This window comes from Nocardioides marmorisolisilvae, assembly GCF_003725775.1.
Lineage (GTDB): Bacteria > Actinomycetota > Actinomycetes > Propionibacteriales > Nocardioidaceae > Marmoricola > Marmoricola marmorisolisilvae.
Window position 1 is genome coordinate 62,235 of sequence record NZ_RJSG01000002.1, and the last position, 18,185, is coordinate 80,419.

Consider the following 18,185-nt stretch of genomic DNA (forward strand, 5'->3'; position numbering starts at 1 on the left):
GCCATGGCTTCCCCCGGACCCGAGCCCATCAGCGTCGACGCGCACCTGGAGCTGATCCTCGATCGGATCACCGAGCTCCCGGCCTACGACCAACCGCTGCTGGAGACGATGGGCTTGCCGGTCGTCGAGGACATCATCTCGCCGATCTCGCTGCCGGTCTTCGACAACTCCGCGATGGACGGGTACGCCGTCGTCTTCAAGGACGTCGCCGAGGCCAGCCCCGAGAAGCCGGTGCATCTGCCGGTCGTCGGCGAGATCGCCGCCGGGCAGACGACCATCTTCGCGATGTCCCCGGGCACGGCCGTCCGGATCATGACCGGTGCGCCGATCCCGACCGGCTGCACGGCCGTCGTGCCGGTCGAGCACACCGACGACGGCGTGGTGAAGGTGCTGATCAGCCAGGCGCCCGTCGAGGGCCAGCACATCCGCCGGGCCGGTGAGGACATCAAGGCGGGCGACGTGCTCCTCAAGGCCGGCGACCGCTTCGACGCCCGTCGCCTCGGGCTGCTCGCCAGCGTCGGCATCGGCCGGGTCTCCACCCGTCCGCGTCCGCGCGTGGTGATCATGTCGACCGGCTCGGAGCTCGTCGAGCCCGGCGAGGTGCTGGGCAAGGACCGGATCTACGACTCGAACTCCTACCTGCTCGCTGCCGCAGCCCGGCAGGCCGGCGCGATCGCCTACCGGGTGACCGCGACGCCGGACGACCCCGAGACCTTCGTCGAGGCGCTCTCGGACCAGCTGGTCCGCGCCGACCTGGTGGTCACCAGCGGCGGCGTCAGCAAGGGCACGCACGACGTGGTCAAGGAGGCACTGTCCCGGCTGGGCACCGTCTCCTTCCACGAGGTCGCCATGCAGCCCGGCAAGCCGCAGGGCTTCGGCGTGGTCGGGGAGGACTCGACGCCGATCTTCACGCTGCCCGGCAACCCGGTCTCGGCGTACGTGTCCTTCGAGATGTTCGTGGCCCCGGCGCTGCGCAAGATGATGGGCCGTACGCCGTACAGCCGGTCGCTCGTGCGGGCGCAGATCACCTCGACGGTGTCCTCGATGCCGGGTCGCCGCCAGTTCCTGCGCGGCTTCTTCGAGCCGAAGGTCGGTGGTTCGACGGTGACGCCGGTCGGCGGCGCGGGTTCGCACCTGATGGGCGGGCTGTCCCAGTCGAACGCGTTGATCGTGCTCGGCGAGGACCTGACGCTCGCCAAGGAGGGCTCCGACGTGCCGGTGATCCTGCTGGACCGGGACTACTGATGACCGAGAACTCCACCGGGTCCGACGGACCGCGCCTGACCCACGTGGACGAGTCCGGGGCAGCCCGGATGGTCGACGTCTCCGGCAAGGAGGTCGCCGCGCGCGTCGCCACCGCCTCGGGGCGGGTGCTGGTCTCGGACGAGGTCGTGGCGCTGCTGCGCGGCGAGGGCGTGCCCAAGGGTGACGCCCTCGGCGTGGCCCGTGTTGCCGGGATCATGGCGGCCAAGCGGACCCCGGACCTCGTCCCGCTCTGCCACCCGTTGGCGATCTCCGGGGTCGAGATCGACCTCGAGGTCCTCGACGACGCCGTGGCGATCACGGCCACCGTGCGCACCTCCGACCGGACCGGGGTGGAGATGGAAGCGCTGACCGCCGTCTCGGTCGCCGCCCTCACGGTGGTGGACATGGTGAAGGCCGTGGACAAGGCTGCGGTCATCACCGATGTCCGGGTGGAGTCGAAGACGGGCGGTAAGAGCGGACCATGGGAGCGCAGCTGAAGGCCGGAGTGGTCGTCGCGTCCAACCGCGCCGCCGCCGGCGTCTACGCCGACACCACCGGTCCGCTCATCGTCAAGGCGCTCCGCGCCGACGGCTGGGAGGTCGAGGAGGCCGCCGTCGTTCCGGACGGCGAACCGGTCGCCGAGGCGATCCGGGCTGCTATCGCGAGAGGTGCCCGTGCGGTGCTGACCACCGGCGGCACCGGACTCACGCCCACGGACCGCACGCCTGAGGTGACCCGTCCGCTGCTGGACCGCGAGGTCCCCGGTATCGCCGAGGCCATCCGGGCCTTCGGGGTCGCGAACGGAATCCCCACCGCGGCCCTCTCGCGCGGCCTGGCCGGGATCTCGGGCGAAGCCTTGGTCATCAACCTGCCGGGATCGACCGGGGGAGTGCGCGACGGTCTGGCCGTCGTCGTCCCGCTCCTGCGCCACGCGGTCGACCAGATCATCGGGAGCGACCACTGAGCCCGCGCGGCTGGCCGGCCGAGCTCGAGCACGGCTCGTTGCGGCTGCGCCCGCTGTCCGTCCGGGACAAGAAGGCGTGGCGCCTGGTCCGCGAGCGCAATCTGGTCTGGTTGAGCCGGTGGGACGCCACCACGCCCCCGGGTGCCGAGGCCCGGCCACGGACCTTCGGATCGATGGTGCGCACGATGCACGCCGAGGCCCGGGCCGGACGGCAGCTGCCGTTCGCCGTCGAGTACGAGGGCCGGTTCGTCGGTCAGCTGACGATCAACAACGTGACCCGTGGCTCCGCGCAGTTCGCCTCGATCGGTTACTGGATCGACGAGCGCTACGCCGGCCGCGGCCTGATCACCCGCGCGGTCGCGATGGCCGTCGACCACTGCTTCTTCGTCCTCAAGCTGCACCGCGTCGAGGTGGCCATCCGGCCCGAGAACGCGGCGTCGCTGCGGGTCGTCGAGAAGCTCGGCATCACCGAGATCGGGTTCGCGCCGCGCTTCCTGCACATCGACGGCGACTGGCGCGACCACCGGCTCTTCGCCATCTGCAAGGAGGACGCACCGAAGGGGCTGGTGGACCGGCTCGACCACTCCTGATTCTCAGGAGTCACAGGAGTGATCTCGCGACACACCGATGCGCCTGCGTCACGCGGAACCGTGGCGCTCCTACGCTCTGCCGTGTGGACCTGTCAGGAATGATCTTCGTGGCTCTCGCCATCGGATGGGCCGTCTACCTGCTGCCGAAGGCCCTTCGGCACCACGACGAGGAGGACCGGCGCCGCAGCGTCGAGGAGTTCTCCGACTCCGTCAGGGTCGTCGGCCGCGGCGTCGTCCAGACTGTCCGCGCCCACACCGCCCGCGTGGCCGAGCCCAGTGATTCGTTGGTTGAGCCTGTCGAAACCCGCCCCACCCTCACCCGCGAGGCAGCGCGCAACGCCGCCCGTCGTCGTCGCCGGGTCCTGGCCCTGCTGATCTCGACGCTGGCCGTGGTCTCGGTGACCAGCTTCCTCTCCTACACGCCGAGCTTCACGATCGCGATCCCGGTCATCCTGATCGCCGCGTTCCTCGTGACCGCCCGGCTCACAGTCCGGGCGCAGCAAGCGGTACGCCGTTCTGCGCCCGTCCAGCAGATCGAGGACGACGCCGAGGAGCCCGCCTCCGTGGTGGTTGAGCCTGTCGAAACCGTCGCCGACCTCGACGGCGAGGACACCCAGGGCCTGTCCCGCGACGAGCTCGCCGAGGTCGTCGGCGAGCCGGTCCTCGACGAGGGCGGCCTCTGGGACCCGCTGCCGGTCACGCTGCCGACGTACGTCAACAAGGCGCGCGCCCGCCGCACGGTGCGCACCATCGAGATCACTGCGGCGACCACCGGGATCACCTCGTCCGGCCACGACGCCGCCGACAGCGAGCTGGCCCGCGAGGCCGAGCTCCAGGCGGAGGTCGAGGCAGAGGTCGACGTCATCGACACGCCCAAGGCAGCCGGGGCCTAACCCGATTCGGACTAATCCGGAGCCGGTGGTAACTTTTCCTCTGCACTTGGGGCTGTGGCGCAGTTGGTAGCGCGTCTCGTTCGCAATGAGAAGGTCAGGGGTTCGAATCCCCTCAGCTCCACCAAGAAGGCCGCCTCCGGGCGGTCTTTTGGTTTCAGTACCTTGATGTTGAACCGACCGAGACGGCCATGGTCGGGGACAGCAGCCGGTTCGCACCTGGTCCATCGAAAAGTGTTTGCTCCGAGGCCCCTCGTGTTCACCTGATGGGGCAACCTGCTGGGACATACTCCGGGGACATCTCGGAAGGAGTCCCCATGTCCAATCCAACTCTCAGCCGCCGAACCGTTCTCGCAGGCGGCGCCGCCGTCGCTCTCGGCGCGACGCAGCTGTTCACCGCAGGAGCTGCCGAGGCCGTCAAGATCGGAATGCCTGGTCGGTGTGCTCTCGGTGCCTACGTCAAGGCAGATCTCGACGTCAACCCAGGCATCTCGGAGCCGTGGAGCCTGGAAGCGGTCATTGATCGCACGTTGCGGATCGGCCACAACTTTCAGCAGTGGGACACCCCGTACGACGGGAAGGTCAAGGACGCGCTTGCGCGGGACATTGCAGCTCAGCGAACTCCACTCCTCACCTGGGGGGCGGGTCCCATGAGCACCGTCGCAGCGACCAACGCCGGCGACAACGACCTCAAGATTCGAACGCAGGCTCAGAATCTGAAGGCTCTCGGCAAACTGACGTTCTTGCGCTTCACGTGGGAGATGGACCTCGACACTCGGGGGTACTACGTGGATAAGCCCACCTATCGCAGTGCGATGCGGCGCGTCTACGGCCTGTTCCAGGATGAGGGTGCCACCAACGTTCGCTTCGTCTTCTGTCCGACGTGGCAGGCGTACAAGGACGGCGCAGCTGACGCACTGTCGTACTACCCGGGCGATGACTACGTCGACTGGGTCGGCGCGGACGGGTACGCGCGTCCCTGGAACAGCTACGCGACGTTGCCCACCATGTTCGGAGCGTTCCACGACTTTGGCGAGCTGCACGGCAAGCCCATGATGATTGCGGAAACTGGCGTTCACCACGCTACTGGCGCAGTCGCGACACCCGCGGACTGGATCAACCGAATGGCGAGCGACCTGAAGAACTCGTTGCCCGGGATTCGGGCTTGCCTCTACTTCGACACGACCGGCACCGACGCGGACAAGAACAACTGGCGCATCGAGGGGCATGCCCAGTCGGGCGTCGCCTTCAAGTCTGTCGCTGCTGACCCGTACATGCAGGTCGAGTTCTGACCAACTGAGCTCGAAAACAACAGGAAGGCCGTCCCAAAGGGGCGGCCTTCCTGCTTTCACACACTCAGGCGCTGACGACCTCGACGATGTTGCCGGCGATCGCCTCGAGCATCTCCGGGCCGACCTCGGGGACGCCGTGGTCCTGCATGGCGTGCACGGTGACGAGCTCGAGGATCCGCTCCTTGCTGTCCTCCTCGAAACGGGCCGAGCAGCCCGGGACAGCGTCTCCGCAAGAAAGCGAGTACTTCATGATTTTCCTCCTAGGTCGCGCGGGATGCGCGTGTACAAAACTGTGATGTCGTCGTCGCCCTCGGCGCCGAGCACGCCGCCGTGAGCGACCGTGAGAGCGCGGGCCAGGTAGAGGCCGAGCGTCACGCCGGTGTTGTCGTCGTTCGAGCCGAACGGGTCGAAGAGCGCCTTGAGGACCAGCGGGCTGATCGGTTCGCCCCGGCGTACGACGCGGATCTCGGTCCAGGTGCCGACCTCGGCCACCTCGAGGGAGACCGACGCCGGGGCCGGGTCGCGGTGCGCGGTGGTCCACAGGTCGCGCAGGATCCGGGCCATCAGCATCGGGTCGGCGTACACGTCGAGGTCGGCACCCTCGGCGATCTCCGGCCGTCCCGGCAGGGTGCGGCAGATCGCCGGCAGGTTGACCTGCTCGATGCCGACCCGCACGCGGCCGAGCGAGACGCTCGCGGCCAGCTCGACGTCGTAGATGTTCTCCGAGAGGCGCCCGAGGGCGTCGTTGAGGTGCTCGACGGCGTCCGCGACCTCCTCCGGCGGCACTTCCTCCTCGGCCAGCTCCATCGCCCAGCCCTTGGCGACCGTCACCGGCGAGCGGAGCTCGTGGGCGAAGGCGGCCAGGAACCGGTCCCGCTGCCGAGCGTCCTCGGTGTCGGGACGGTTGGTCACCGCAGCGGCTCCGGCGACCAGGAAGTCGCGGACCCAGCGGTGCACGATCTGGGCCTCGATGTCCCACTCCTGGGCGACGCTCTCGGTGGTCCGACCGCCCAGCACCTCGAGCACCATCGCGACGCGCAGGTCCGAGCTGGAGGCAGCCGTCACCCGCGGTTCGACCTGGTCGACCGCCAGCGTCGGCCGCACCAGCAGCGGCCGGCGCAGGATCGGTGCCTCGGACATGGGTGTGGACTCCTCGTTGATCAGTACGCGTACCCCCAGGCCGTTGCGTTACCGAACGCGTAGGGCATGGGAGGAGCGTCTGACTTATGGACGGCGCAGTAGGCGTCTCGTGACGCGGAAGACTGCACCAGAGGCAGGTAGGACTGGCTGGTCAGGATTCCCTGGGCCGCGAGATTGGCCTCGTTCTCGATGTTCGCCGCGACCAGGGCCCGGGCTGCGGGCGTGGGTGCGTTGACCAGCGCCTCCGCGTTGCGCCAGGCGTTCTCGCGCCAGGCGGAGACCAGCTGGAACAGCGCCCAGTTGCCGATCCCGAACGGGTCCTGGGTGTCGTCCATCGCCGGGTCGAAGCGCTGCGCGAACTCCGCGATCAGCGGTGCGGTGGCGTCGTACAGCCAGGCCTCGACGGCGTCGTAGTCCGGCTTGCGGCTCGAACCGTCCGGCGCGACCAGTCCGACCGCTGCCATCACGTACGGCAGGTCGCGGTTGATGTGCGCGTTCATGCCGAGCAGCAGGTCACCGGTGCCGCTGACCTTCTTGTTCTTCGCGGCGTCGAACGCGGTCAGCCAGGCCTGCGGCACCGCCGTACGGTTCCCGCCCTGCCAGTTGTAGTACGCGTCGGTGTAGTACCGCGCGAAGACGGCGTCGACGTGGTTGAAGTACGGCACGTCCTGGTAGTAGCCGGGGATGTCGCGGGTGTAGCCGTAGAGCTGGGTCATGCGGACGTAGGCCCGCGCGAAGACCGCGTTGTGGCTGCAGCTGGCCGCGGTGTCGTCGGCGATCCGGCTCTGCTCCTTGAGCGTGCCCTTCAGGCAGCTCGGGCGGCCGGCGACGCAGTCGTTGTCACTGCTCGGCACGTACTGGTCGGTCCATCCCGGCAGGTACGACGACCACGGGACGTAGGGCAGCAGGTCGGCGTGGGCCGGAGCCGTGGTGCCCACGGTGACGAAAGAGCTGAGTACCGCGGCGGTCAGGACCCCCATCCAGATCCGCCCACGGCGTAGCAAGAACCTCGCGTACATCGCACCCCTCCCAAGAGCGTTGTTTGCGTAGAACAGGACTCTTGTCCTATTTAGGACGTTTGTCACTAGTCCTTATGGGTGGCTCGGGCCACGCCGAACGGTGGAGGGGTGGTCAGAAGAGATTGGTCAGCGGCTGCGCAGGTCGACGCCGGGTCCTGCGAACCGCTCCAGGTCGGCCCGGACCTCGTCGTTCATCGGCCAGGCAGCGCCGGTCGAGCGGTCCCAGAAGACGAACGTCGACTCGGCGACCAGAGCCGGCGGGTGGTCGGCCGCGGTGCGCATCTCGGTGGCGACCATGAAGGAGGTGCGACCGATGTGGCAGACCCAGATCCGGACCAGGAAGGGCGAGTACGGCACGAACCGCATCTCGGAGTGGTAGTCGACCCGCTGCGCGCCCATCAGGTCGGTGATGCCGGCGGGCTTGCGGCAGAGGAGGCCCTGCCCCTCGCCGAGGACGGGAGCGAACATGAAGAACTGGATGCGGGCCTCGTCGATGACCCGGACGGCCTCGACGTTGTCGACGTGGCCGCCGACGTTGATGTCGCGGAAGCGGGCCTGGATCTCGCACTCGAATCGTTCGCCGGTCACGGCGCCGATCCTGTCAGGCCCGCTCCGCGGACGTGGCACCGCCCGATCAGGGGAGCTTGGTGTTGAGCGACTCCGGGCCTTCCCAGTTCATGTTGCTGTCGCAGCCGTCGCCGCCGACCAGGTTGCCGTCGTCGCACTGCTCGGGGTCCTGGAGGATGCCGTCGGCCTTGACCGCGGGACCGGTGCCGTAGCAGCGACCGATCCGGAAGTGGTCGGCGCTGGTGAAGGTTCCGTTCGTCGCGTTCAGACTGGTCCAGCGCAGCACCTGGCCGGCGGGGCAGGCCGAGGTGGTGAGCGCGGCCTGCGTCCCGGGCGAGAGGTCGGCCATACCGATCGAGCCGTCGTGGACGTCCTTGCCGGTCAGTCCGCCGTCCTTGACCTGCGTCCCGGTCAGGGAGCTGGACTTCACGTCGGAACCGGTCAGCGAGCCGTTCTGGATGTCGGCGCCGGTCACCGAGCTGTCCTTGATGTTGGCTCCGGTGATGAGGGTGCTCGCGTACGCCGGACCTCCGACGGCGAAGAACAGGGCGGCGCCGGCCATCAGGTAGGCAGGCAGGACGGCACGGGTGGTTGGCTTCATGGTCGCTCCCCGGAAGTGGTTGGTGGCCGAAGTCTAGGAAGCGGGAGCGGGCGCAGATATAGGTCGAACGGGGTCGTGACGACGGCCGTTCGGCGTGCTCGGATCAGCCCTTCTCGAGCTTCTTCAAGCGCGCGTCCATGCTCACCAGGAGGTCGTAGATCTTGTTGATGCTGTCCTCGACCGTCCGGCCGTTCTTCGGCCCGTTCTTGGGGGCGAGGCGCTTCTTGACCAGGGCGTTCGAGATGGCGGCCTGGCCGTCCTTGCTGTTCAGGACCTCGAGCAGTTCCTTCTTGTCCATGTCGTCCTCCGGTTGGTAGATGGTCTTGGAGATGTCCTTCGGGTGCCACGACTTGTCGGTGTCCGGTGTGTGCGGGCCCGCCAGGCCGTCCGCGTGCGCGAAGTAATCCTTGATCTGGCTGCTGGTGTACGTCTTGCCCGTCGAGGTGAGACCGCCGTCGATGTAGTGACCAACCTTGAGACCGAGCTTCTTGTAGGCAGCACCGACCTGTGCCGCGCTCGGCCGTCCGGACAGTCCGGGCGGGATCGTGACCATGTGGATGTGTTCCTTGAACGCCGGCGGCGTGCGGTGCCACGCGGCCCATCCCTGACTTCGGAGGAACCGTTGAGCGCTCGACCAGGACATGTTCAGGATCTTGACGTCGAAGGCGCCGTCGAAGTCGTGCGTGCCCGCCGACTTCTTGAAACCCGGGCTGTAGCAGGTCTGTGAGATGACCAGCTGCGCGTCGGGTTGTTTCTCCTTGAGCGCCTCCAGGGTCTGCTGAAGGTGGCCGACCGTCCACGCGGACGCCTTGAACGTCCTGCCGGCGATCGTGTTGTTCTGAGATGTCTTGCCGAGTGCAGTAGCAACCATCGGTCGGTCCTCCGTGTACGGACGGAAATGCGGACTGGTGCGGTCGTGCGTCCCCGATCCGAGGTTAGGACCACCGAATCGGCCGTGTGGAGGGGTCGCGCCGGGGTTCTAGACCACCGGCGCCGGGGTGCAACACTCAGCCATGGCCACATCCGTGCGCACGAGCACCGAGGACGGCGTCGCGGTCCTCACCCTCGACGGGGGCGACGACCTCAACCTCTTCTCGGGCGCGACCGCGGTCGAGCTGGGGGATGCGCTGGCGGAGGTCGCCGCCGATGACGACGTACGGGTCGTGGTGCTCACCGGAGCGGGCCGGGCGTTCTGCGCGGGGGCCGACCTCGCGGCCGGCTCGGGCACGTTCGACGCGCATGACGCGTTCTCGGCCTCACCGGTGACGCCTGCGCCGATGGAGGTGCCGAAGCTCGTGGTCGCCGCGATCAACGGGCACGCGATCGGGATCGGCCTGACCCTCGCGCTCCAGTGCGACCTGCGGTTCGTCGCCGAGGGAGCCAAGCTCGCGGTCCCGCAGGTGCGGCGCGGGATGCTCGGCGACGCAGGCAGCCACTACACGCTGCGCCACCTCGCCGGTACGGCGGTCGCGGCCGAGGTGATGCTGACCGGACGGTCCTTCACCGCGACTGAAGCCGTCGGGTGGGGCATCGCCTCCCGGGCTCTGCCGGCCGAGGAGGTGCTGCCCGTCGCAATCGAGGTGGCGCGCGACGTCGCCCTCAACGTCAGCCCCGCATCGCTCGCGCTGAGCAAGCGCATCCTCTGGTCCGACCTTTCTCAGGCCGAAACCGAGGCGCGGGAGACCGCCGCCCACCGACTGCTGATGGCGCACCCGGACGCCGCCGAAGGACCGGCCGCGTGGCGTGAGCGGCGGGCGCCGCGCTGGACCTATCGGGTCTCAGACCTGCCGGACTGACCTCGGAGATGGGGAGAACGCCCCATGCTCCCGGAGGCGCGTCCGGGCTGTGATGGACCCATGAAGATCATCCTCCGCACCGCGACCACCGCACTCGGCTTCCTCTCCCTGGTGGGGGCCGGCCTCGTCGGTCAGGCCGCACCCGCCTCCGCGAGCACCACCACCTCGTTCCACGCCGTCTGGACCGGCGCCGTCAAGGTCGTGCTGCCGAACAAGTTCGTCTTCGACCTCGCCGGGCCCGCCGACCAGATGGGCGCGACGACCGTGCACGCGGTCGCGACGGTCAACGGGCTGGGCCTGACCTGCCTGGCCGGACTGGCCAACACCAACGTCGTGCAGATCAGCGGCCCCGACGGAACGCTGACGCTGACCAGCAAGGACGTGGGGTGCCCGAACGGGGTCGGCACCTTCCACGGCACCGGCGTCTACACGGTCACCGACGGCACCGGACGCTACGCCGGCGCGACCGGTCAGGGCACGCTCGTCGGAGGCGCCGACATCCTGACCAGCACCGCGCAGATCACGGCCGACGGGACGCTGACGCTGCCCTAGAGCCGGACGACGGTCCGCCCGACCGACCGCCGTTGCTGGTGGTCGGCCAGGGCGGCCGCGGCGTCCTCGATGCCGACGACCCGGCCGACGTGCGGGCGCACCGCGCCGGTGTCGACGAGCTCGACCAGCGCGGCGTGCACGCGGTCGCCCTCCTCGCGGGTGAACGGATTGAAGCCGAAGCGACGCATGCCGGGGTCGATCTGGTCGACCCAGGCACCGAGGATGCCGACGATCGAGAAGTTGCCGATGCTCGCCATCCGCAGCGGCCGTCCGGTCATCCCGTTCTGGTCGTCGTCGGTGAAGCCCACCGGCAGGTAGCGACCCTCGCGGGCCACGCAGGTCCAGGACTTCCCGACGAAGTCGCCGCCGGCCAGGTCGCACACGACGTCCGCACCCACGTCGTCGGTCGCCTGGAGCACGGCCTCGGCGAAGTCCTCGGTGGTGTGGTCGATGACCAGGTCAGCGCCGAGCTCGCGGCACAGCTCGGCCTTCTCCTCCGAGCTGACGGTCGCGATCACCCGCGAACCGGCGGCCACGCCGAGCTGGATCGCCGCGGTGCCGAGCCCGCTCGCGCCGGAGTGCACCAGCAGCGTCTCGCCGCTCTTCAGCTTCGCCCGCACGTGCAGCGCCAGGTAGGTGGTGTGGAACGGGAGCAGGAAGGCAGCCGCCGTCTCGTCGTCCAGCGAGGCCGGGGCAGTGAAGACGCCGGACGCCGGAGCGGTGGTGTACTCCGCGATCCCGCCGAAGGCGTCCTTGGAGACGCCGACCACGCGCTGACCGATCCACTGCTCGGCACCGTCGCCCGCCGCCTCGACGGTGCCGCAGACGTCCATGCCCAGGGTGAACGGCGGCTCCTTCGGTACCGAGACCAGGCCGCCCTGGCAGCGCAGGATGTCGTTGAAGTTCAGCGCCGCCGCGGCGACCTTGATCAGCACCTCGCCGGGTCCTGGCTCGGGAACCTCGACGTCGTTGACCGAGAGCACCTCGAGCGGTTCCCCGTGCCGGTTCACCTGCAGCGCGCGCATTCGTTCTCCCTGGTGGTTGCTGGTGCTGAGCCTGTCGAAACTGTAGACAGAAAAGTGATACTAAGTATCATCTTCGTCACCATGACTGTCCAGGGTGTGCGTGAACGGAAGAAGGGTGCGACCCGCGCCCGGATCGCCGACGTCGCCGCGCGCCTGGCCGTCGAGCACGGCATCGCCGCGACCACCGTGGACGAGATCGCCGCCGAGGCGGAGGTTGGTCGGGCCACGTTCTTCCGCTACTTCGACTCCAAGGAGCTCGCCGTCGCGCACGGGCTCTCCGGCGCGGGCGCGTACGTCCTCGCGGGAGTGCTGCGCGAGGTCGATCCACGGCTCGGGCCTGCGGACGCGGTCCGGGCGGCGTACGCCGAGCTCGGGCGCGACTTCGCCCGTCACCGCGCGATGTTCTACGAGCAGGCGATGCTCAGCCGCTCGTCGCCAGCGATGTTCGCCTGGACGCTGCACCTGTACGTCGACTGGGAGACCGCGATCGCCGACGCGGTCGCACCCCGCTTCGCGGACCTGCGCGACGGCGACCCGCGCCCGCGGATGCTCGGCGCGATGACGATGGCCGCCGCCCGTCTCGCGTGGGGGGAGTGGCTCGACGACGGCGGGACCGGCGACCTTCCCGCACTCACCCAGAAGTACCTCGCGACGCTCGACCTGCGTCTTCCCGACGACCGATGAAGGAGTCCTCATGACCGAGACCACCGCACAGCGACGCGACCGCCTCGTCGCGGCAGCCATCGAGGCTGCCGGCAGCGACGACTTCGCCTCGACGAGCTGGCAGGAGGGCCTCGACCTTTTCCTCGAGGACCTCGCCGGGCCGGCCGAGCTCAACGAGATCGGGGTCGGTGTCGCCGAGGACGGGGTGGTCGGCGACCTGGCCACCCGGCTGCGGATCGAGGCCTGGCGCAAGGAGCACCCGGCCGTCGCGGACCAGAAGGTGGAGCGACCGATCATCATCGTGGGTCAGCCGCGCACCGGCACCACGATCCTGCTCGACCTGATGGCCCAGGACCCGGCCAACCGCGCGCCGCTGAGCTGGGAGGTCGAACGACCGGTGCCGCCGCCGCAGTCCGCGACCTACGACACCGACCCGCGGATCGAGGAGGCGCAGGCGCAGTTCGACCTCGTCGACTCCTTCATCCCCGGCTTCGCCGCGTTCCACGAGCTCGGCGCGAAGCTGGCCCAGGAGGACGTGCGGATCTTCACCAGCGACTTCAAGTCCATGCAGCACTCGCTCCAGTTCGAGGTCCCGAACTACAACCGCTGGCTGTTGCACGAGGCGGACATGGCTCCGGCGTACGCGTGGCACCGGCGCTTCCTCCAGCACCTCCAGTCCGAGCACCACGGGGAGCGCTGGCTGCTGAAGTCCCCGGCGCACCTGTGGTCGCTGCCGGCGCTGCTCGCGGAGTACCCGGACGCGATCGTGATCCAGAACCACCGCGACCCGCTCAAGGTGATCGCCTCGATCAGCGCCCTCGGCGCGAGCCTGCGCGAGATGACCAGCGACTCCTTCGAGGTGACCCGGCTGGCGGCCCAGTACGGCGACGACATCATGGTCGGCCTCGACCGGGCGCTGCAGGCGCGCAAGGACGGGATCTTCAAGACCGGCCAGGTCGTCGACGTGCGCTACCAGGACATCCGGCACGACCTGGTCGGTGCGATCGCGCGCATCTACGACGAGATCGGCATCGAGCTGAGCGCCGAGGCCGAGGGCCGGATGCGCGCCTTCCTCGCCGAGCACCCGGGTGACCAGGGCGGCAGCCTCAAGCGCTACTCGTTCGCCGAGACCGGGCTGGACGAGGGCGAGTTCCGCGAGCGCGCGCGGGAGTACCAGGAGTTCTTCGGGGTCGAGTCCGAACGTCTCGACTAGCGGGGGCTGCGACGAGCGGCGACCGCGGCTACGGTGAGGCCATGCGGAAGACCCTGGTCACCGTTCTCGCCGGCCTGACCGTCGCCGCCGTGCTCGTGCAGCCGGCGCCGGTCCTCGCCGCGACGGCGATCTCCGCACCGGGGGTCTGGGTCTCCGGGGCCGGGGCGAGCCAGGTCACCTGGGCCTGGAGCGCGGTCGGAGGTGCGACGTCGTACAAGGTGTCGTTCTCGCGCTACGCGAGCATGGCTCACGCGAGCTCCACCACCACGACGAGCCGCATCTTCAAGCACGCCGGGTTGACCTCGGGCCACACCTACTTCGTCGCGGTGCGCGCCGTCGTGGGCGGCGCCACGTCCAGCCGCTCGAAGATCGTCCCCGGGCTCGCCGGAGCGGTCCCGCAGCCGAAAGGCACGGCGGTTCCGGCCGGCGCTGCGGTCGACTGGCGCTGGAACCCGTACGCCGGGGCAGCGAAGTACCTCGTCCAGCAGGCGAGCAGCCCGACGTTCCAGGTCGGTCTGCAGACGCACGTCGTCTCCCGGCGGACGATCCGGCTCGCGGTGACCCGGGGCAACTACGGCTACCTGAGGGTCAAGCCGTTGAGCAGCTCGGGCAAGGCCATCAGCAGCACCTGGTCGCTGATCGGCTCCTGCTTCGTGCCGTCCACCGGGCCGCTGATCGGCCCGACCTAGGCCTCGGCGATCCGGAACGCACGCCCCGAGCGACGTCGGCGGCGCAGGGTGCGGGCCCGCTGGAGCCGTCGCACGAGCGTGGGGTCGTGCTCCATCGCGGCTGGCAGGTCGATGACGGCGTTGAGCGCCCGGTAGTAGGCGACGGGCGTCATCTCCAGCTGCCGCTCGATCTCGACGGCCTTCGCGCCGGCGTACCGCCACCACTGGCGTTCGAACTCGAGGATCTCCAGCTGGCGCTCCGTCAGGTCGTCCACGGGACGAGCCTGCCATGGCCCCGGTCGGCCTCGGGTTTCGGGTGGGTTAACTCTGCGATCAGGGAGCCGGGATCGTCGCGCAGGTGTTCTTCGGTGCCTGCCCGGCGAACCGCTGGGAGAAGAAGGTGAGCGCCCCGGGAGCGCCGGAGACCGTCTCGCTGATGTGCTCGGCGAGCAGGTGCTCGACGTGCTCGACGACCTGGCCGGAGTCGCAGTAGCGGTGCATCAGCTCGCGGTCCGGGCCGACGGGAGCCAGCTCGTCGAAGGTCGCGTGGTAGTCGTAGACAGGCGCGGTCGGCGTACCGGGGATGCCCAGCGGGCTGTTGGCGTGCAGCAGGTTCGCGACCACCGGCACGTCCAGTGCTCCGGGGAACGCCTCGATCTGCTTGATCGAGAGGAACGGGTAGCGCGCCACCGCGTCCGCGATGCAGTCGCCGGAGGCCGCCGCGACCTTGGCGCGTCCCGATGCGCTCAGGTACTGGCCGAGGTTGTACTCCGGGAAGGCCTTCATGGGGCCGTTGACGCCCATCGCGATGGCGCCGCCGACGGCCGAGCCGCTGAAGTCGTCGATGGTCTTGCGGATCTCCGCGACCACGCCGCCCAGCGCGACTCCGGAGACGTTCAGCTCTGGGGCGTAGCTCGCCTGGAGCTGGCTGGCGATGCTGGTGGCGAACGCGCCGCCGGAGTAGCCCCAGATCCCGAGCTTGGTGCTGGGCGAGAGGCCGGCGGGGGAGAAGGCGAGCGCGGCGCGCAGTCCGTCGAGGATCGCCTGGCCCTCCATCTTCCCGGCGAGGAACTGCGAGTCCGGGCCCTCGTAGTCGGGGGCCGCGACCGCCCAGCCGTTGCTCAGCGCCGAGAGCATCAGCCCGCTCTCGGCATCCGAGGCATTGCGGGTGCCGATCAGCCCGCCGCGCAAGCCGTAGGAGGGGGCGCACTTGCCGGCGACCCCGTCCTCGGCGGTCTGGTAGGAGACCAGCGGTCGGGTGCCCGCGCCCTTCCAGGCGGTGCGCGGCACCATCAGGGTGGTGACGGTCGCGGTCGGTACGCCGTGGGAGTCGTTGGTCTTGTAGAGGATCTGCCAGGCGTCGGCCGGGATCGGCAGCAGGTAGGCGATCGCGGTGATCCTCCGCGATGCGATCACCGCGCCGTCGGCGTACGAGGCGATGTTGGCGGGGACCGCGTAGAACGGGTCGTCCTCCGGCACCGGCAGGGCGGAGGCGCTCGCGGTCGAACCCGCGACCAGTGCGGTGGCGGCGAGCACGGAGGTGGCGAGGAGGGCCAGCAGTCGCTTCATCGGAGGTCCTGACGTCGGGTGGGTGGAACGAGGCTAACCCGGATTCACTAATATGAAAAGACTTCTTTTCATTTAATTCTCGGGCCCGGCAGCCCTACGATGTCGGCATCTCTGGGAGGGGAGAGTTCCGTGACCAGTCGTACCTACTCGGGCCTGTCAGCGTCCGAGCGGGACGCGGAACGCAGGTCGCGCCTGCTCGCAGCCGGGCGCGAGCTGATCGGCACCCAGGGCTACGCGGCCGTCTCGGTCGAGAAGCTCTGCGCCGCCTCCAAGGTCTCGAGCCGGCACTTCTACCAGCTCTACGAGAACAAGGAAGCCGCCTTCCTCGACGTCTACGACTCGATCACCAAGCAGTCGCTCGACTCCGCCGTCGCCTCCCTCGAGGCCACCGAGGGCGAGCCGATGATGCAGCGGATCCCGAAGGCGTTCCTGGCCTACGTCGGCCCGATGGTCGAGGACATCCGCGCCGCCCGGATCGCCTTCGTGGAGATCATGGGCGCCAGCCCGCTGATCGAGCAGCGTCGGCTCTCCTACCGCGAGCTGCTCGTCGACCTGGTGGTCAGCGAGGGTGCTGCCGCGGTCCAGCGCGGCGAGCTCGTCGACCGCGACTTCCGGTTCGCCACGCTGGCGCTGACCGGCGCGGCGAACGCGATCGTCTACGACTGGACGCTGCGCGAGGACCGCGAGGACAGCGCCGCCCTGGAGGCGCAGCTGACCGAGCTCGCGCTCGACCTGCTCGCTCGCTAGAGGTTGGCGAGCTCCCGCTTGAGGATCTTGCCCGTGGGGTTGCGCGGCAGCTCTTCGAGGAACAGCACGTCGCGCGGGACCTTGTAGCGGGCCAGGTTCTCCTTCACGAAGTCCTTGACCTGGTCCTCGGTCACCGTCGCTCCCGGATCGAGCACCAGGAACGCCCGCAGCCGCTGGCCGAAGTCGGCGTCCTCGGCCCCGAGCACCGCCACGTCGGCGACGCCGTCGAGGGTGATCAGCAGCTCCTCGACCTCGCGCGGGAAGACGTTCTCGCCGCCGGAGACGATCATCTCGTCGTCGCGGCCATCGATGTAGAGCAGCCCCTGCTCGTCGAAGTGGCCCACGTCGCCGGTGGCCATCAGGCCGTCGATGATCGCCTTGCCGCCGCCACCGGTGTAGCCCTCGAACGGCGCGGTGGTGCCGACGAAGATCCGGCCGGTCTCGCCCTGCGGCAGGATCTGGTCCTTGTCGCCGTAGATCCGGATCGTGACCCCGAGCGCCGGGCGGCCGACGGACTTCGGTGCGTGTCGGACGTCGTGCGGGGTGGCCAGGCTCGCGATGGAGACCTCCGTCGAGCCGTACAGGTTGTAGATGACGTCGCCGATCGTGTCCTGGAACGCCTCGGAGACCGCAGCGGGTAGCTGGGCGCCGGCGGTGAACGCGCACTTGAGTGAGCTGAGGTCGTAGGAGCCGACCTTCTCGTCCCCGAGCTCGAGCATCCGCTGCAGCATCACCGGCACCACGCAGATCGTGGAGGCCTTGGTGTCCTGGATGTCGGCGAGCATCTGCTCGGCGTCGAACTTCGGGCGCAGCACGAGCCGCGAGCCCAGCGAGATCGTGATCATCGCGATCAGCATCCCGGTGCCGTGGAAGATCGGCGGGCCCATCACCGTCGTCTCGCTGGCGCGCATCGGCATCCGCTCGAGCACCGCCGCCGGCAGCGCGAAGCCCTTCGGGTCCGGGCGCGGCGCGCCCTTCGGCGTACCGGTGGTGCCGCTGGTGAGCAGGACGATGCGGCCGGGCTTCTCCGGCGGCTTCGGCATCACCGGCGAACCCGAGGCGATCAGCTCGTCCAGCGCGTCCGGACCCGGGCCCGCGACGCTGACGGCGTACTTGCCCTGAGCCGGGTTCACCCCGGCCACGATCTCGGCGAAGTCCTCGTCGTAGATCAGGACGTCGACGCCCTCGCGCTCGCAGACCTCGGTCGCCTGGCGCGGAGCGAAGGAGGTGTTCAGCCACAGGCTGCGCAGGCCGGCCCGCGAGGCCGCGAAGCCGGCGATCAGCGGGGCGCGGTGGTTCTTGCACAGGATCGCGACGCCGTCGCCGGGCTTGAGGCCCTGGGCGAGGAACGCGTTGGCGAGCCGGTTGATCTGCTCGTCCATCTCCTGGTAGCTGATGGTTCCGCGCGGGTCGGTGACCGCGGGGTTGTCGGGGTGCCGGACCGCGGCCAGGTGGACGGCAGCTCCGTACGGCCCGAAACCGGTCAGCGTGCGCAGAATGTCCAGCGTCTTCGCGGGCGACGAGACGCCGACCGCGCCGGCGCGGGCGAGGACGGTGAGGGCGCGGGCCTCGAGACCGATACGGGAGATCGCGGAGGGGGGCATCTGCTTCCTTGCTGTCGCGGGGATTGAGCCTGCGGCAGTC

Annotated in this window: 22 protein-coding genes and 1 tRNA gene; 13 read left to right on the forward strand and 10 right to left on the reverse strand. The window is 69.4% G+C overall.

Annotated features, from left to right (window positions below; genetic code table 11):
• Positions 1 to 3: 3 nt before the first annotated feature.
• The 7 genes from glp to EFL95_RS04065 all read left to right on the forward strand — a co-directional run bounded on the left by glp (position 4) and on the right by EFL95_RS04065 (position 4,981).
• Positions 4 to 1,245 carry a molybdotransferase-like divisome protein Glp gene (gene glp / locus EFL95_RS04035; protein ID WP_123232785.1) on the forward strand — a complete coding sequence of 414 codons (1,242 nt, stop codon included), beginning with the start codon at positions 4 to 6 and terminating at the stop codon, positions 1,243 to 1,245.
• Positions 1,245 to 1,742: a cyclic pyranopterin monophosphate synthase MoaC gene (gene moaC / locus EFL95_RS04040; RefSeq protein WP_123232786.1), complete on the forward strand. Its 498-nt coding sequence runs from the start codon at positions 1,245 to 1,247 to the stop codon at positions 1,740 to 1,742. Before glp ends, moaC begins: the two co-directional genes overlap by 1 nt.
• A complete protein-coding gene (locus EFL95_RS04045; RefSeq protein WP_123232787.1) occupies positions 1,727 to 2,209 on the forward strand; it encodes a MogA/MoaB family molybdenum cofactor biosynthesis protein in 483 nt (160 codons plus the stop codon). The genes moaC and EFL95_RS04045 overlap by 16 nt, the downstream gene beginning before the upstream one ends.
• A gap of 38 nt (positions 2,210 to 2,247) precedes the next feature.
• The gene (locus tag EFL95_RS04050) at positions 2,248 to 2,799 is read left to right on the forward strand and encodes a GNAT family N-acetyltransferase (protein WP_246004798.1); all 552 of its coding nucleotides are present in this window, start codon (positions 2,248 to 2,250) and stop codon (positions 2,797 to 2,799) included.
• 83 nt (positions 2,800 to 2,882) lie between these two features.
• Complete coding sequence (sepX, locus tag EFL95_RS04055; protein ID WP_148044961.1) at positions 2,883 to 3,692, forward strand: divisome protein SepX/GlpR; 810 nt, start codon at positions 2,883 to 2,885, stop codon at positions 3,690 to 3,692.
• A 48-nt stretch (positions 3,693 to 3,740) separates the two neighbouring features.
• Positions 3,741 to 3,816 (forward strand) — tRNA-Ala (locus EFL95_RS04060).
• 190 nt (positions 3,817 to 4,006) lie between these two features.
• Positions 4,007 to 4,981: a glycoside hydrolase family 26 protein gene (locus tag EFL95_RS04065; protein WP_183407018.1), complete on the forward strand. Its 975-nt coding sequence runs from the start codon at positions 4,007 to 4,009 to the stop codon at positions 4,979 to 4,981.
• A gap of 64 nt (positions 4,982 to 5,045) precedes the next feature.
• On the opposite strand, the gene EFL95_RS04070 is transcribed toward EFL95_RS04065, so the two are convergent.
• From EFL95_RS04070 to EFL95_RS04095, 6 genes are all read right to left on the reverse strand, one after another.
• On the reverse strand, positions 5,046 to 5,231 hold the full coding sequence (locus EFL95_RS04070) for a DUF1059 domain-containing protein (protein WP_123232791.1): 186 nt from the start codon (positions 5,229 to 5,231) through the stop codon (positions 5,046 to 5,048).
• Positions 5,228 to 6,121, reverse strand: a complete 894-nt coding sequence (locus EFL95_RS04075; RefSeq protein ID WP_123232792.1) for a sensor histidine kinase — start codon at positions 6,119 to 6,121, stop codon at positions 5,228 to 5,230. Before EFL95_RS04075 ends, EFL95_RS04070 begins: the two co-directional genes overlap by 4 nt.
• Positions 6,122 to 6,141: 20 nt before the next feature.
• The gene (locus tag EFL95_RS04080) at positions 6,142 to 7,101 is read right to left on the reverse strand and encodes a DUF5995 family protein (protein WP_123232793.1); all 960 of its coding nucleotides are present in this window, start codon (positions 7,099 to 7,101) and stop codon (positions 6,142 to 6,144) included.
• Between the two features lie 165 nt (positions 7,102 to 7,266).
• Positions 7,267 to 7,728, reverse strand: coding sequence for an acyl-CoA thioesterase (locus EFL95_RS04085; protein ID WP_183407019.1), 462 nt, complete (start codon positions 7,726 to 7,728; stop codon positions 7,267 to 7,269).
• A gap of 46 nt (positions 7,729 to 7,774) precedes the next feature.
• Positions 7,775 to 8,308, reverse strand: a complete 534-nt coding sequence (locus tag EFL95_RS04090; RefSeq protein ID WP_123232795.1) for a hypothetical protein — start codon at positions 8,306 to 8,308, stop codon at positions 7,775 to 7,777.
• A 103-nt stretch (positions 8,309 to 8,411) separates the two neighbouring features.
• Positions 8,412 to 9,179 (reverse strand): hypothetical protein, encoded by a 768-nt coding sequence (locus EFL95_RS04095; protein ID WP_123232796.1) that lies wholly within the window; start codon positions 9,177 to 9,179, stop codon positions 8,412 to 8,414.
• A 142-nt stretch (positions 9,180 to 9,321) separates the two neighbouring features.
• Here EFL95_RS04095 and EFL95_RS04100 point away from each other — a divergent pair, with 142 nt between their 5' ends.
• Both EFL95_RS04100 and EFL95_RS04105 read left to right on the forward strand, forming a co-directional pair.
• Positions 9,322 to 10,104, forward strand: coding sequence for an enoyl-CoA hydratase/isomerase family protein (locus EFL95_RS04100; protein ID WP_123232797.1), 783 nt, complete (start codon positions 9,322 to 9,324; stop codon positions 10,102 to 10,104).
• A gap of 60 nt (positions 10,105 to 10,164) precedes the next feature.
• Positions 10,165 to 10,656, forward strand: a complete 492-nt coding sequence (locus EFL95_RS04105) for a hypothetical protein (RefSeq protein WP_123232798.1) — start codon at positions 10,165 to 10,167, stop codon at positions 10,654 to 10,656.
• On the opposite strand, the gene EFL95_RS04110 is transcribed toward EFL95_RS04105, so the two are convergent.
• Entirely contained in the window at positions 10,653 to 11,681 is a 1,029-nt protein-coding gene (locus EFL95_RS04110) for a quinone oxidoreductase family protein (RefSeq protein WP_123232799.1), read from the reverse strand. The two genes, EFL95_RS04105 and EFL95_RS04110, sit on opposite strands and share 4 nt — an antisense overlap.
• An 81-nt stretch (positions 11,682 to 11,762) precedes the next feature.
• Here EFL95_RS04110 and EFL95_RS04115 point away from each other — a divergent pair, with 81 nt between their 5' ends.
• Genes EFL95_RS04115 through EFL95_RS04125 form a run of 3 tightly spaced genes read left to right on the forward strand, consistent with a single transcriptional unit; the run spans position 11,763 to position 14,246 of the window.
• Positions 11,763 to 12,365 (forward strand): TetR family transcriptional regulator, encoded by a 603-nt coding sequence (locus EFL95_RS04115; RefSeq protein WP_123232800.1) that lies wholly within the window; start codon positions 11,763 to 11,765, stop codon positions 12,363 to 12,365.
• A gap of 10 nt (positions 12,366 to 12,375) precedes the next feature.
• Positions 12,376 to 13,557 carry a sulfotransferase family protein gene (locus tag EFL95_RS04120; RefSeq protein ID WP_123232801.1) on the forward strand — a complete coding sequence of 394 codons (1,182 nt, stop codon included), beginning with the start codon at positions 12,376 to 12,378 and terminating at the stop codon, positions 13,555 to 13,557.
• Between the two features lie 41 nt (positions 13,558 to 13,598).
• Positions 13,599 to 14,246 (forward strand): hypothetical protein, encoded by a 648-nt coding sequence (locus EFL95_RS04125; RefSeq protein WP_123232802.1) that lies wholly within the window; start codon positions 13,599 to 13,601, stop codon positions 14,244 to 14,246.
• On the opposite strand, the gene EFL95_RS04130 is transcribed toward EFL95_RS04125, so the two are convergent.
• Both EFL95_RS04130 and EFL95_RS04135 read right to left on the reverse strand, forming a co-directional pair.
• A complete protein-coding gene (locus EFL95_RS04130; RefSeq protein WP_123232803.1) occupies positions 14,243 to 14,500 on the reverse strand; it encodes a DUF3263 domain-containing protein in 258 nt (85 codons plus the stop codon). The genes EFL95_RS04125 and EFL95_RS04130 overlap by 4 nt on opposite strands.
• A gap of 58 nt (positions 14,501 to 14,558) precedes the next feature.
• Positions 14,559 to 15,794 (reverse strand): lipase family protein, encoded by a 1,236-nt coding sequence (locus tag EFL95_RS04135; protein ID WP_123232804.1) that lies wholly within the window; start codon positions 15,792 to 15,794, stop codon positions 14,559 to 14,561.
• Between the two features lie 129 nt (positions 15,795 to 15,923).
• On the opposite strand from EFL95_RS04135, the gene EFL95_RS04140 reads away from it, so the two are divergent.
• Positions 15,924 to 16,541 carry a TetR/AcrR family transcriptional regulator gene (locus EFL95_RS04140; RefSeq protein WP_246004799.1) on the forward strand — a complete coding sequence of 206 codons (618 nt, stop codon included), beginning with the start codon at positions 15,924 to 15,926 and terminating at the stop codon, positions 16,539 to 16,541.
• Here EFL95_RS04140 and EFL95_RS04145 read toward each other — a convergent pair.
• Positions 16,538 to 18,145, reverse strand: a complete 1,608-nt coding sequence (locus EFL95_RS04145) for an AMP-binding protein (RefSeq protein WP_123232806.1) — start codon at positions 18,143 to 18,145, stop codon at positions 16,538 to 16,540. The two genes, EFL95_RS04140 and EFL95_RS04145, sit on opposite strands and share 4 nt — an antisense overlap.
• Positions 18,146 to 18,185: the final 40 nt, after the last annotated feature.